The 13216-nt window shown below is 68.7% G+C and carries 12 protein-coding genes and 3 tRNA genes; 5 read left to right on the top strand and 10 right to left on the bottom strand.

From position 1 onward, the window contains the following. The first annotated feature begins 10 nt into the window (after window positions 1–10). Window positions 11–955 (top strand): NUDIX domain-containing protein, encoded by a 945-nt coding sequence (locus tag ACFWQG_RS05525; RefSeq protein ID WP_378506577.1) that lies wholly within the window; start codon window positions 11–13, stop codon window positions 953–955. Between the two features lie 68 nt (window positions 956–1023). Here the strand turns inward: ACFWQG_RS05525 and ACFWQG_RS05520 are convergent, their stop codons facing one another. From ACFWQG_RS05520 to leuC, 3 genes are all read right to left on the bottom strand, one after another. Then, window positions 1024–1743 carry an HU family DNA-binding protein gene (locus ACFWQG_RS05520; RefSeq protein ID WP_378506576.1) on the bottom strand — a complete coding sequence of 240 codons (720 nt, stop codon included), beginning with the start codon at window positions 1741–1743 and terminating at the stop codon, window positions 1024–1026. A gap of 153 nt (window positions 1744–1896) precedes the next feature. Continuing rightward, window positions 1897–2511 carry a 3-isopropylmalate dehydratase small subunit gene (gene leuD / locus ACFWQG_RS05515; RefSeq protein ID WP_378506575.1) on the bottom strand — a complete coding sequence of 205 codons (615 nt, stop codon included), beginning with the start codon at window positions 2509–2511 and terminating at the stop codon, window positions 1897–1899. A gap of 28 nt (window positions 2512–2539) precedes the next feature. Beyond that, the gene (gene leuC, locus ACFWQG_RS05510) at window positions 2540–3973 is read right to left on the bottom strand and encodes a 3-isopropylmalate dehydratase large subunit (protein ID WP_378506745.1); all 1434 of its coding nucleotides are present in this window, start codon (window positions 3971–3973) and stop codon (window positions 2540–2542) included. A 159-nt stretch (window positions 3974–4132) separates the two neighbouring features. Here leuC and ACFWQG_RS05505 point away from each other — a divergent pair, with 159 nt between their 5' ends. From ACFWQG_RS05505 to ACFWQG_RS05495, 3 genes are all read left to right on the top strand, one after another. Then, window positions 4133–4852, top strand: coding sequence for an IclR family transcriptional regulator (locus ACFWQG_RS05505; RefSeq protein WP_378506574.1), 720 nt, complete (start codon window positions 4133–4135; stop codon window positions 4850–4852). A gap of 100 nt (window positions 4853–4952) precedes the next feature. Beyond that, a complete protein-coding gene (locus ACFWQG_RS05500) occupies window positions 4953–5450 on the top strand; it encodes a PPOX class F420-dependent oxidoreductase (protein WP_378506573.1) in 498 nt (165 codons plus the stop codon). A 121-nt stretch (window positions 5451–5571) separates the two neighbouring features. Continuing rightward, entirely contained in the window at window positions 5572–5739 is a 168-nt protein-coding gene (locus ACFWQG_RS05495; protein WP_378506572.1) for a DUF5302 domain-containing protein, read from the top strand. A gap of 58 nt (window positions 5740–5797) precedes the next feature. Here the strand turns inward: ACFWQG_RS05495 and ACFWQG_RS05490 are convergent. The 5 genes from ACFWQG_RS05490 to ACFWQG_RS05470 all read right to left on the bottom strand — a co-directional run bounded on the left by ACFWQG_RS05490 (window position 5798) and on the right by ACFWQG_RS05470 (window position 8607). After that, window positions 5798–5870: transfer RNA gene (locus ACFWQG_RS05490), tRNA-Glu, on the bottom strand. Window positions 5871–5900: 30 nt separating this feature from the next. Next, window positions 5901–5976 (bottom strand) — tRNA-Glu (locus tag ACFWQG_RS05485). A gap of 86 nt (window positions 5977–6062) precedes the next feature. Further along, window positions 6063–6134, bottom strand: a tRNA-Gln gene (locus ACFWQG_RS05480). 139 nt (window positions 6135–6273) lie between these two features. Then, window positions 6274–7746 carry a glutamate--tRNA ligase gene (gene gltX / locus ACFWQG_RS05475; protein WP_378506571.1) on the bottom strand — a complete coding sequence of 491 codons (1473 nt, stop codon included), beginning with the start codon at window positions 7744–7746 and terminating at the stop codon, window positions 6274–6276. An 87-nt stretch (window positions 7747–7833) separates the two neighbouring features. Next, complete coding sequence (locus ACFWQG_RS05470; RefSeq protein ID WP_378506570.1) at window positions 7834–8607, bottom strand: fumarylacetoacetate hydrolase family protein; 774 nt, start codon at window positions 8605–8607, stop codon at window positions 7834–7836. Between the two features lie 76 nt (window positions 8608–8683). On the opposite strand from ACFWQG_RS05470, the gene ACFWQG_RS05465 reads away from it, so the two are divergent. Then, entirely contained in the window at window positions 8684–9883 is a 1200-nt protein-coding gene (locus ACFWQG_RS05465) for an MFS transporter (protein ID WP_378506569.1), read from the top strand. A 235-nt stretch (window positions 9884–10118) separates the two neighbouring features. Here the strand turns inward: ACFWQG_RS05465 and ACFWQG_RS05460 are convergent, their stop codons facing one another. Further along, window positions 10119–11132, bottom strand: a complete 1014-nt coding sequence (locus tag ACFWQG_RS05460) for a 3-isopropylmalate dehydrogenase (protein ID WP_378506568.1) — start codon at window positions 11130–11132, stop codon at window positions 10119–10121. A gap of 95 nt (window positions 11133–11227) precedes the next feature. Continuing rightward, on the bottom strand, window positions 11228–12820 hold the full coding sequence (gene serA, locus ACFWQG_RS05455; RefSeq protein WP_378506567.1) for a phosphoglycerate dehydrogenase: 1593 nt from the start codon (window positions 12818–12820) through the stop codon (window positions 11228–11230). Window positions 12821–13216 lie beyond the last annotated feature (396 nt).

Genomic DNA, 13216 nt, shown 5'->3' with positions numbered 1-13216 from the left:
GAGGAACTCCGTGAGCACGAAGTCGGATGGCCCGAAGGCCGGGTCGACGTCGATCAAGGCGAACATCTTCGCGGCGGGGGCGGTGCTGTGGCGAAAGTCGCCCACCAACCCGTACGAGATCGAGATCGCCCTGATCCACCGCCCCAAGTACGACGACTGGTCCTTCCCTAAGGGCAAGCTCGATCCCGGTGAGACACCGGTGGTTGCCGCGCTGCGCGAGGTCGAGGAGGAGACGGGCCTGAGGGTCCAGCTGGGCAGGCACGTCACCCGGGTCGCCTACGAGGTACCCGGACATCGCAAACGCAAGCGGGTGGACTACTGGGCGGCCGAGGCGCGCGGTGGCCTGTTCGTGCCCAACGACGAGGTCGACGAACTGCGGTGGCTCCCCCCCGAGGACGTTCCGGCCGCACTGTCGTACCCGGTGGATCTCAAGGTGACCCGCCGCTTCCTCAAGGTTCCCGCCGACACAACAACGGTGCTGCTGGTACGGCACGCGAAGGCGGGTCGGCGCACCCGATACAAGGGTGATGACACCCAGCGCCCCCTGGACAAGGTCGGGCGCGGGCAGGCCGAGGCGCTCTCGACGCTGCTGCGGGCCTTCGGCGCCACCGAGATCCACGCCGCCGACCGGGTCCGCTGTGTGCAAACCGTCGAACCCCTCGCCCGCGACCTCGGGGTCGGCATCGGGGTGGAACCGGCGCTGACCGAGGAGTCGTACCTGGACGATCCGGCGACGACGCAGTCCCTCGTGCGCAAGATCGCGGCCCGCGGCGGGGTCCAGGTGATCTGCAGCCAGGGCCGGGTCATCCCCGATCTGTTGCAGCGCTGGGCCGATCGTGACGGTGTCACCCTCCCCGCCGCGCGCAATCGAAAGGGCAGCACCTGGGTGCTGTCGATGTCCGGGGGCCGACTGGTGGACGCGAACCATGTCGACAGCGCCCTCCCCGAGGCCTGAACGGCACTGACACGAAAGAAGAGGGGGACGACGGTTGCCCGTCGTCCCCCTCTTCCGTGCGTCGAGGCCTACCGCTTGCGGGCGGTGGTCTTCTTCGCGGGGGCCTTCTTGGCCGGTGCCTTCTTCGCGGGGGCGGCCTTCTTGGCTGCGGTCGCCTTCTTGGCGGGGGCGGCCTTCTTGGCGGCGGTGGTCTTCTTCGCGGCCGTCGCCTTGGTGGCCGTGGCCTTCTTGGCGGGGGCGGCCTTCTTGGCTGCGGTGGTCTTCTTCGCGGCCGTCGCCTTGGTGGCCGTGGCCTTCTTCGCCGCGGTGACCTTCTTGGCGGGGGCGGCCTTCTTGGCTGCGGTGGTCTTCTTCGCGGCCGTCGCCTTGGTGGCCGTGGCCTTCTTCGCCGCGGCGGCCTTCTTGGCGGGCGCGGCCTTCTTCGCCGCCGTCTTCTTCGCGGCGGCCTTCTTCGCGGGAGCCGCGGCGGCCGCACCACGCTTCACGGCCGGGCCGGACGCGGGCAGCTTCTGCTTTCCTGCGATGACGGACTTGAACTGGGCGCCAGGGCGGAAGGCCGGCACCGACGTCGGCTTAACCTTGACGGTCTCACCGGTGCGCGGGTTACGCGCGACCCGCGCCGCACGACGACGCTGCTCGAAGACACCGAAGCCGGTGATGGTGACGTTCTCGCCGGCGTGCACCGCGCGGACGATGATGTCGACGATGTGCTCGACCGCATCGGTGGCGCTACGACGATCAGACTCCAACCGTTCGGTCAGCTGATCAATGAGCTCTGCTTTGTTCATTGGATGTTCCTCCGCAAACCAATGGCCCATTGACGGACCGACTAGCAAACACGGTAAACCGGAAATGGGCAAGAGTCTATGTGCCACGCCAATTCTCATGCCTCTCTCAGCGGCGTGGCTACCCATTTCCGGCGTCCGATGTGCTTAGCGCCCCTACCCGTCGCTGCCGTCGACCCGGGCCGGAAGGGTGGTCGGTTTCCATGACGGCCTTGACTTTTCGAACTCGGAAATCGCGTCTACCTGGCGCAACGTCAATCCGATGTCGTCGAGTCCCTCCAGCAGACGCCAGCGCGTGTAGTCGTCAATGGCAAAGGGCACCACCAGACTTCCAGCACTCACCGTGCGCGACGTGAGATCCACGACAATTTCCAGACCGGGCTGCTCCTCGAGCGCCTTCCAGAGCAGTTCGACGTCGGACTGCTCCACCTGAGCGGCCAGCAGACCGGCCTTGCCCGCGTTGCCACGGAAGATGTCCGCGAACCTCGATGCGATGACGACCCGGAATCCGTAGTCCGACAGCGCCCACACCGCGTGCTCACGGGAGGAGCCGGTGCCGAAGTCCGGTCCCGCTACCAGTACGGTGCCCTTGTCGTACGGGGCGAGGTTCAGGATGAATCCGGGATCGGCACGCCAGCCGGCAAACAGCCCGTCCTCGAAACCACTACGCGTGACGCGCTTTAGGTACACCGCGGGAATGATCTGATCGGTGTCGACATTGGACCGTCGCAGCGGGACGCCGATGCCCTTGTGAGTGGTGAAGGCTTCCATCGAAATATCTCCTACCTGTTCCGAGTCTCTAGTCGAGGTCCGCCGGCGCCGACAGCGTCCCGCGCACCGCGGTTGCGGCGGCGACGAGCGGCGAAACCAGATGGGTGCGACCGCCCTTGCCCTGCCTGCCTTCGAAGTTTCGATTCGACGTCGACGCCGAGCGCTCACCCGAGGCGAGCTGGTCCGGGTTCATGCCAAGGCACATCGAGCAGCCGGCCTGACGCCACTGCGCCCCTGCTGCCGTGAAGATCTCACCGAGCCCCTCCGCCTCAGCCTCGGCCCGCACCCGCATCGAACCGGGAACGATCAGCATGCGGACCCCGTCGGCAACCTTGCGGCCCTTGAGAACTCCCGCGACCGCACGCAGATCCTCGATCCGCCCATTGGTGCACGAACCGACGAAGACGGTGTCGACGGAGACCTCGCGGAGCGGCGTGCCCGCCTCCAGCCCCATGTAGGCCAGGGCCTTCTCGGCTGCCGCGCGGTCGCTCTCGTCGACGATGTCCTCCGGGTTCGGCACCCGCTCCCCCAGCGGAGCACCCTGGCCCGGGTTGGTTCCCCACGTGACGAAGGGGGTCAGCGCCGACGCGTCGATGTGGACCTCGGCGTCGAAAACCGCATCGTCGTCGGTCTTCAGCTCGCTCCACGCGGCAACCGCGGCATCCCAGTCCGCGCCGGTCGGGGCGTGCGGACGCCCCTTGACGAACTCGTAGGTGATCTCGTCGGGTGCAATCATCCCGGCCCGCGCGCCCGCCTCGATCGACATGTTGCAGATCGTCATTCGGGCTTCCATCGAGAGCTTGCGGATCGCCTCACCGCGGTACTCGAGCACGTAGCCCTGCCCCCCACCGGTACCGATCTTCGCGATCACGGCGAGAATCAGGTCCTTGCTCGTGACACCATCGGCCATCTCACCGTCGACCGTGATGGCCATCGTCTTGAACGGGCGCAGCGACAGGGTCTGCGTCGCCATCACGTGCTCGACCTCGCTGGTGCCGATTCCCATTGCCAGAGCACCGAAGGCGCCGTGCGTGGAGGTGTGGCTGTCGCCGCAGACGACCGTCATGCCGGGCTGGGTCAGCCCCAGCTGCGGACCGACGACGTGCACGATGCCCTGGTCCAGGTCACCCATCGGGTGCAACCGGACCCCGAACTCCTCACAGTTGCGTCGCAACGTGTCGACCTGAAGTCTCGAAACGGGATCGGCGATCGGCTGATCGATGTCGACGGTCGGGACGTTGTGGTCCTCGGTCGCGATCGTCAGGTCCGGACGACGAAGCTGCCGTCCGGCCAACCGAAGTCCGTCGAACGCCTGCGGGCTGGTGACCTCGTGCACGAGGTGCAGGTCGATGTAGATCAGGTCGGGCTGACGCGCCGAGCCCTCCCCTTCGCCCCGGACGACGACATGGTCGTCCCACACCTTCTCCGCAAGAGTGCGCCCTCTGCTGGCCATGTTCTCCACCTCTTCGTGATCGGTCGGCTCGCGGGTTATGGGCTGGCCCGCCGAGGATCCGACCTCCATCATCTCTCGGTTCGTGGTCGTTGCCATCGTCCTGCCGTGCACATCCCGCGAGAGTGTCCGATTAGGAATCTCAGAATGCGAGACGCATAATATCGACCTATGAGAAAGCATAGCGTTCCCGAGGCGGTCAGCGGCATCGGGGTTCTCGACAAGGCGATGTCGGTCCTGCACGCCGTCGCGGAGGCGCCGTGCACTCTCGGGGAGCTGTGCACGCGCACCGGCCTCCCCCGTGCGACGGCGCACCGCCTCGCCGTCGGCCTCGAGGTGCACCGACTGCTCGCGCGCGACGCGGACGGCCTGTGGCGCCCGGGCCCCGGCCTGGCGGAACTGGCACCGACCGCACACGACAATCTGCTCGAGGCGGCCGCCCTGGTGCTGCCGCGACTGCGTGAGATCACCGGCGAGAGCGTGCAACTCTATCGACGCGAAGGGGTGCAGCGGGTCTGCGTCGCGTCGATGGAGCCGCCCACCGGCCTTCGCGACACCGTGCTCGTCGGCGCCCGGCTGCCCATGACCGCGGGATCCGGCGCCAAAGTGCTTCTCGCCTGGTCGGATCCACAGGTCCAACGCAGCGTGCTCCCCGATGCCCTGTTCAGCGAGCGGGTCCTCACCGAGGTACGCAAACGAGGGTGGGCCCAGAGCGCGGCCGAACGCGAACCCGGCGTGGCCAGCGTCGCCGCCCCGGTCCGCGACCGCACCGGGAGCGTCGTCGCGGCGATCTCGGTGTCCGGACCGATCGACCGGATGGGCAGACGCCCCGGCGCCAGGTGGGCGGCGGACCTGCTCGCCGCCGCGGAAGCGCTGCACAAGCGCCTCTGAGTGGGATTCGGCGCCCATCCCCTCCCCCGGCGGACACCCACGTGGCACAGTGCTGCGTGAGAACACGTTCCAGAAAATCCGAAACCGGAGGACCGTCGCAGTGGGCACCAACCAGCGGGCACAGGTCACGATGACCGACGCCGAGATCACCGAGTTCGTCGAACACAGCCGCGTCGCAACGATGGCCACCATCGGCCCGCACGGCGCACCCCACCTGATTGCCATGTGGTACGCGATCATCGACGGCGAAGTGTGGTTCGAGACGAAGGCGAAGTCGCAGAAGGCGGTGAACCTGCGCCGCGACAACCGCATCACGGTGATGATCGAGGACGGCCACACCTACGACACCCTGCGCGGCGTCTCGTTCGAGGGTACCGCCGAGATCGTCGAGGATCCCGACGCCCTGTGGTCCGTCGGCGTGAGCATCTGGGAGCGGTACACCGGCCCGTACCGCAAGGACGTCGATCCCGCGATCGAGATGATGCTCAACAAGCGAGTCGCGGTGCGGGTGAAGCCGGACCGAGTGCGGTCGTGGGACCACCGCAAGCTCGGCCTGCCGTCGATGCCGCTCGGCGGCAGCACCGCCGAATTTCTCTGACACCGCCCCCGCCCGACCGCATCCGTGCCGCGAAATATTGCCGCGACGGGGGCACGTCGGCGCGGTACGGTCACGGTGCGACCCCATCCACCGGAGATCGACGATCGAGGAGGACCGCACCGTGACCGAATCCGAGAGTGAACACATCAAGGAGCAGTTCCGGGAGGCACTCGAGCGCAAGAGTCATCAGCACTCGATGCACGGCAACGCACCGGCAGGCGATTCCAAGATTCACAACTCGCATGGCCCCGCCGACCACAAGCGTGAGTTCCGCCGCAAGAGCGGCTGACGGACGTTCCCGTCCAACGACGAAAGACCCTCCGGATACCGGAGGGTCTTTCGTTTTGTAGCCCCGACGGGATTTGAACCCGCGCTACCGCCTTGAGAGGGCGGCGTCCTAGGCCGCTAGACGACGGGGCCAGGACTTGCAGACGATCGGCACGCTCTCCGTGGTAGCCCCGACGGGATTTGAACCCGCGCTACCGCCTTGAGAGGGCGGCGTCCTAGGCCGCTAGACGACGGGGCCAGGGAACGTGCCGTGTACTGCATGGCAACCCGGCGAACGGCCGCTGTGCTGTCGAAACAGCACAGTGAACACTCACCGAATTTCCGCTGGGGTACCAGGACTCGAACCTAGAATGGCTGAACCAGAATCAGCTGTGTTGCCAATTACACCATACCCCAATGGCTTCTCCCGACGGCCTCCGCTGCGCGGCGGTTGCTGTCGTTCGAACCGAGGAGAACTTTAGCAAAGCCCACCCGCCATTCTCCAAATCGGCTGGTCAGGGGCCCAATCTGAGCCACCCGACCAGCCGGCGGAGGGTCAGACGATGCTCGCGCGGGCCGCCAGCAGGCGGCCGAGGGTCTTCTCGCGGCCCAGCAGCTCCATCGACTCGTACAGCGGCGGGCTGATGTGCGACCCGGTCAGCGCGACCCGCACCGGAGCAAACGCCTTGCGCGGCTTGAGCTCCAAACCGTCGATCAGCGCGGCCTTGAGGGCGGCCTCGAGGTCGGCGGTCGCCCACGCGCCGAGCCCGTCCAGTGCGGCGATGGTCGCATCCAGCACCGGCGCCGCGTCGGCGCCCAGGTTTTTCGCTGCGGCGGCCTCGTCGATCGCGAAGTCGGCGTCGGGGACGAACAGGAACTTGAGCAGGTCCCAGGCGTCCGACAACACCACGATGCGGGTCTGCACGAGCTCCGCGGCGGTGTCGAACTGCTCGGCCGTCACGGCGTCGACGGGGTGACCGTGCGCGGTCAGGTACGCGCGGAGCCGGGCCGCGAAGTCCGCGGAGTCGAGCAACCGAATGTGCTCGGCGTTGATCGCGTCGGCCTTCTTCTGGTCGAACCGCGCGGGATTGGAGTTGACCTTCGCGATGTCGAAGGCCGCGACCATCTCGTCGAGCGAGAAGACGTCGCGGTCGTCGGCGATGCTCCAGCCGAGCAGGGCCAGGTAGTTCAGCAGCCCCTCGGGGAGGAAGCCGCGGTCGCGGTGAATGAAGAGATTCGACTCGGGATCCCGCTTGGACAGCTTCTTGTTGCCCTGCCCCATCACGAACGGCAGATGCCCGAACTCCGGTGTGAAATCGGCGACACCGATGCGCCGCAACGCCTCGTACAGCGCGAGCTGCCGCGGCGTCGACGACAGCAGGTCCTCGCCGCGCAGCACATGGGTGATCTTCATCAGCGCGTCGTCAACGGGGTTCACGAGCGTGTAGAGCGGGATGCCGTTGCCGCGGGTGAGCGCGAAGTCCGGGACCGTGCCCGCCTTGAACGTCGTCTCACCGCGGACCATGTCCACCCAGGTCAGGTCGTGGTCGGGCATGCGCAACCGGATCACCGGCTTGCGCCCCTCGGACCGGTACAGCTCCCGCTGCTCCTCGGTCAGGGTGCGGTCGAAGTTGTCGTACCCGAGCTTGGGGTCGCGGCCTGCCGCGTGATGCCGCGCCTCCACCTCCTCCGGCGTCGAGAAGGACTCGTATGCCTCGCCCGCCTCGACCAGCTTCGCGACGACCTCGAGGTGCAGATCGCGGCGCTGCGACTGCCGGTACGGCTCGTGCGGGCCCCCGACCTCGGGGCCCTCGTCCCAGGTCAGGCCGAGCCACCGCAGCGCGTCGAGGATCGCCTGGTACGACTCCTCCGAGTCGCGCGCCGCGTCGGTGTCCTCGATGCGGAAGACGAACTTGCCGCCGTGATGCCGCGCGTACGCCCAGTTGAACAGGGCGGTGCGGACGAGCCCGACGTGCGGGGTTCCGGTGGGAGACGGACAGAAACGGACGCGCACTTCGCTGGTGGTCATGGCTCACTTGGGTTGGAGGAGGACGGTCTCGTTGAGACCGCGGGTCCCTCCCAGATTAGTCCTCCCCCGCACCGTCGGGCCGCCCGATCAGCCTTTCGCGACGACGGGGTTGGTGAGCGTCCCAATCCCCTCGACGGTCACGCTGACGCTGTCGCCCGCGACGATCGGCCCGACGCCTTCCGGTGTTCCGGTCAGGATGACGTCGCCCGGCAGCAGCGTCATGACCGCCGAGATCCACTCGATGATCTTCGGAATATCGTGCAGCAGTAGCGAAGTGCGGCTGCGCTGCCTGAGTTCGCCGTTCACCTCGGTGCGGATCTCGACGTCGGAGGCGTCGAGGGTGGTCTCGATCCACGGCCCCAACGGGCAGAACGTGTCGTGCCCCTTCGCCCGGGTCCACTGGCCGTCGTGGCGCTGATGGTCACGCGCGGACACGTCGTTGGCGACGGTGTAGCCGAGCACCACGTCGAGCGCCTTCGCCGCGGGCACATCCTTGCAGGGGCGGCCGATGACAATGGCCAGCTCACCCTCGTGGTGGACCTCGCTGGAACTCGGCGGCAGCACGATCGGTGCGCCGGGGCCGACGATCGCGGTGTTGGGCTTGAGGAAGATGACCGGATCGGCGGGCGCCTCGCCGCCCATCTCGGCGGCGTGCGCGGCGTAGTTCTTGCCGATGCAGATCACCTTGCTCGCGAGGATCGGGGCGAGCAGGCGCACGTCCGCGAGGGGCCAACTGCGGCCGGTGAACGTCGGGGTGCCGAACGGATGCTCGGCGATCTCCTTCGCCGTGCGCGCGTCCCCCTCCCCCTCGATCGAGACGAAGGCGACCCCATCCGGGCTGGCAATTCGACCTAGGCGCATGCCCGAATCCTAGACCTATTCCATATTTTGGGACATCAATTTCACTACATGAGAAGCACGGTCGTAGCGTGACGTCATGACCGATACCGCGCAGCACACCGTCAGCACCACGCGCCGCGCGGCGATGCTCGGGCTCGGCGTCGCCGCCCAGGCCGCGCAGGCGGTCCTGGTGAACGGGACCGCGTTCCTGATCCCCACGCTGCACGACGAGTACGGCCTCACCCTCGCGCAGGCCGGCACGCTCGCGTCGGCACCGATCGTCGGCGTGATGCTGACCCTGGTCGCCTGGGGCGCGCTGGCCGACCGATACGGCGAGCGCGTCGTCCTGGCCGCCGGGCTGGCGCTGGCCGCCGCGTCCACCACCGCCGCCACCGTCGTCACGGCCCTGCCCGCACTCGCGGTGCTGCTGGCGTTCGGCGGCGCAGCGGCCGCCGCGGCCAACGCCGCCAGTGGACGCGTCGTCGTCGGCTGGTTCCCGCCCCACCAGCGCGGACTCGCGATGGGCATCCGCCAGATGTCGCTGCCGCTCGGTGTCGCGGTCGCCGCGATGACCGTCCCGGTCCTGGCCCGCGATCACGGCATCGGCTGGGCGCTGGCCTTCCCCGCCGCGGCGTGTGCGCTGGCGGCCGCGGCATGCGCGATCTGGATCGCGGATCCGCCGCGGCCCGCGCCCGGTGACGCCGCCGACCTCGGCCTGCTCGCCAACCCGTACCGGACGACCGGCACGCTGCAACGCATCCACGCCACCTCGATCCTGCTGGTGGTCCCGCAGTACGTCGTGTGGACCTACGCCCTGGTCTGGCTGGTGACCGACCGGGGGTGGTCGGAGTCGTCCGCGGGCATCGTCATCACCGCCGCACAGTTCCTCGGCGCGGCGGGACGCGTCGCCGCCGGCGTCTGGTCCGACCGGGTCGGCAGCCGACTGCGCCCCCTGCGGACGGTCGCACTGGCCGTCTCGGTGTCGATGCTCGCCCTGGCGGCGGCAGCGGCAACCGGGTCCCCGGTCGCCGTTGCACTGTTGGTCGTCGCGTCGGTGACCACCGTCGCTCCGAACGGTCTCGCGTTCACCGCGGTCGCCGAGATCGCGGGACCCTACTGGAGCGGCCGGGCACTGGGCATCCAGAACACCGGACAGTTCATCGCCGCGGCGGCCGTCGGCCCGGTCTTCGGCGCGGTCATCGGCGTGATCGGGTTCCCCGCCGCGTTCGCTGTCGCCGCCCTGATGCCCGCCGCCGCGGCACCCCTGGTCCCCACCCACCACCCCGCCCGCACCTGATCCGCCCGGCCGAGGCGCGCGCACCGTCCCGACGATCGGACCACCGGGCCCATCCGCTCCACACCGCCCGAGTGAACGGATCATCCGCTCGATCTGATCGACTGAACGGAAGCGTTCAGTCGATCTGGTCGAATGAACGGCACGTTCGCTCGGCTGAACCGGCCTCGGACGACCGGTCCACAGACACACACGCGCCCGCGAGCCGGACGGCTCGCGGGCGCGTGTGTGGCGCGTACTAGACCGCGGCCGCGATCCGGTCGCCGACCTCGGTCGTGACGATCGGCGCGTCGCCACGGGCAGCGAGATCGGCCTCGACCGCGCGCTCGATCCCCGCCGCGTCGTCCTCGCGACCGAGATGGCGCAACAGCATCGCAGCCGACAGGATCGCCGCGGTCGGGTCGGCGATGCCCTGGCCCGCAATGTCGGGGGCCGACCCGTGCACGGGTTCGAACATCGACGGGTTGGTGCCGGAGGCGTCGATGTTGGCGCTCGCGGCGAGGCCGATACCGCCGGTGACCGCGCCTGCCAGGTCGGTGATGATGTCGCCGAACAGGTTGTCGGTGACGATCACATCGAACCGCGCCGGGTCGGTGACCATGTAGATCGTCGCGGCGTCGATGTGGCAGTACGCGGTCTCGACGTCCGGGTACTCGGCGCCGACCTGCTCCATCGCGCGGGTCCAGATGCGGCCCGCGTTGGAGAGCACGTTCGTCTTGTGGATCAGCGTCAGATGCTTGCGACGCTTCTGCGCCAGCTCGTAGGCGGCGCGGACGACGCGCTCGGCACCGAACCAGGTGTTGACCGACACCTCGGTGGCGACCTCGTGCGGGGTGCCGACCCGGATCGAGCCACCGTTGCCGGTGTACGGCCCCTCGGTGCCCTCCCGGACGACGAGGAAATCGATGTCCGGGTTCGCGGCCAGCGGCGACGTCGACTCCGGGTAGGTGCGGGCCGGGCGCAGGTTCACGTGGTGGTCGAGCAGGAAGCGCATGTTCAGCAGCAGGCCACGCTCGAGGATGCCGGGGGCAACGTACCGCGGATCACCGATCGCGCCGAGCAGAATCGCGTCGTGCTGACGGATCGACTCCAGCTCCGCGTCCGGCAGCAGGTCGCCGGTCTCGTTGTACCGCTTGGCACCGAGATCGAACTCGGTGGTCTCCACGTCGGGAACCAGCTTCCGCAGCACCTTCAGCGCCTCGGCCGTGACCTCGACACCGATGCCGTCACCGGGGATGACCGCAAGCTTCATGAACACACTCTCTTCTCGTAGCTACTGGGGGTGAATCTGACTGTGGCCGCGACCGTTTCGTCAACGGTCGCGGCCACGTGGTCAGACCGGGACGATCAGGACAGGTCGACCTGCGCCACACGCGCGTCGAGCTGCGAGGTGATCTGCGCGACCTCGGCGTCACCGACGACGCGGTCGACGCGCAGGATCACGGTGGCGCCCTCGCCCTCGGCGTCCTGGCTCAGCGCGGCGGCCTGGATGTCGATGCCCGCGGTGCCGAGCACGGTGCCGAGGATGCCGAGCACGCCCGGCCGATCCGTGTAGTGCACGACGATGTTGTGGCCCTCGGCCCGCAGGTCGAAGCTGCGGCCGTTGACGGCGACGATCTTCTCCACCTGCTGCAGGCCGGTCAGCGCACCGGCGACGGTGGTGACGGTGCCGTCGGCGGCGACCGCGCGCACCTCGACGGCGCTGCGGTGCGTCTGCGCCTCGCTGTGCTTCTCGACCTCTACGGTGACGCCGCGCTGCTCGGCGAGCTGCGGGGCATTGACGAACGTGACGGCCTCGTCGCTGCTCGCGGAGAACAGGCCGCGCAGCGCGGCGAGACCGAGGATGTCGACGTTCTCGGCGGACAGCTCGCCGCTCGCGATCACCTGGACGTTCTGGACGGCCTCGGTCGACAGCGTGCCGGCGAGCAGGCCCAGCTTGCGGACCAGCTCGAGCCACGGCGCGACCTCTTCGCCGACCGGGCCGCCGGAGACGTTGACGGCGTCCGGCACGAACTCGCCGGCCAGGGCCAGCAGCACGGACTTGGCGACATCGGTGCCCGCGCGGTCCTGGGCCTCGGAGGTGGAGGCGCCAAGGTGCGGGGTGACGACGACGTTGTCGAGATCGAACAGCTTGGAGTCGGTGCACGGCTCGGTGTTGAACACGTCGAGACCGGCGGCGCGAACCTTGCCGTTCACGAGCGCGTCGTACAGCGCGTCCTCGTCGATCAGGCCGCCGCGGGCGGCGTTGACGATGATGACGCCGTCCTTGGCCTTGGCCAGGCGCTCGGCGTTGATCAGGCCCGCGGTCTCCTTGGTCTTGGGCAGGTGCACCGAGATGAAGTCGGCACGCTCGACCAGCTCGTCGATGTCGACCAGCTCGATACCCAGCTGCGCCGCGCGGGCCGCGGGCAGGTAGGGGTCGTACGCGATGAGGTTGGTCTCGAACGCGGCGAGACGCTGCGCGAACAGCTGACCGATGCGGCCAAGGCCGACGACGCCGACGGTCTTCCCGAGAATCTCGGTGCCGTTGAAGCTGGAGCGCTTCCAGGTCTTCTCCCGCAGCGTGCGGTCGGCGGCCGGGATCTGACGGGCGGTCGAGAGCAGCAGCGAGACGGCGTGCTCGGCGGCCGAGTGAATGTTGGAGGTCGGCGCGTTGACGACCATGACGCCGCGACCGGTCGCGGCCGGGATGTCGACATTGTCCAGCCCGACGCCGGCGCGGCCGACGATCTTCAGCTTGGCGGCCGCGGCGAGGACCTCGGCGTCGACGGTGGTCGCGGAACGCACGAGCAGGGCGTCCGCCTCGGGCACGGCGGCCAGCAGGGCGGGACGGTCGGGGCCGTCCACCCAGCGCACCTCGACACCGTCTCCGAGCGCATCGACGGTCGATTGTGCGAGCTTGTCGGCGATCAGGACAACGGGACGGCCATTCTGGCTCACGAGCGAACTCCCTGTGTTAGGTGTCTGGGCGGATCGTCACCGAACCGGGGCGCGGTGCGGTGCCCGCAAAGTTCGTGACCCGGACAGCTTAGTTGCCCCCACAGTTCGGTATCACCCCGCGGGTCGGCAGTACCACATCGTGGACGCGGGAACGATCCGCACGCGCATCACCGGGTACGCGTGTCGGCCGCCTCGCCCCCGGAAAGCGGACGGGCCCGATGCCCTCCGGAACAGGTGCACTGTCCGGGAGGGCATCGGGCCCCGCGCTACCGCGCCCGTGGGGGGGGTTTTTCCCCCCCCCCGGGGGAAACCAACACAACCGGCAAAAACCCCCGGTCGTCCCCTTCGTCTTGCTACCCAACCCCCCCCCCCAACCCCCCCACCCTTCCTCTTTCG

This window comes from Rhodococcus sp. NPDC058532, from assembly GCF_042719255.1.
Taxonomy (GTDB): Bacteria; Actinomycetota; Actinomycetes; order Mycobacteriales; family Mycobacteriaceae; genus Rhodococcus_G.
Note: the sequence above shows the minus strand (reverse complement) of the source record. Positions and strands in the feature narration are given on the sequence as shown.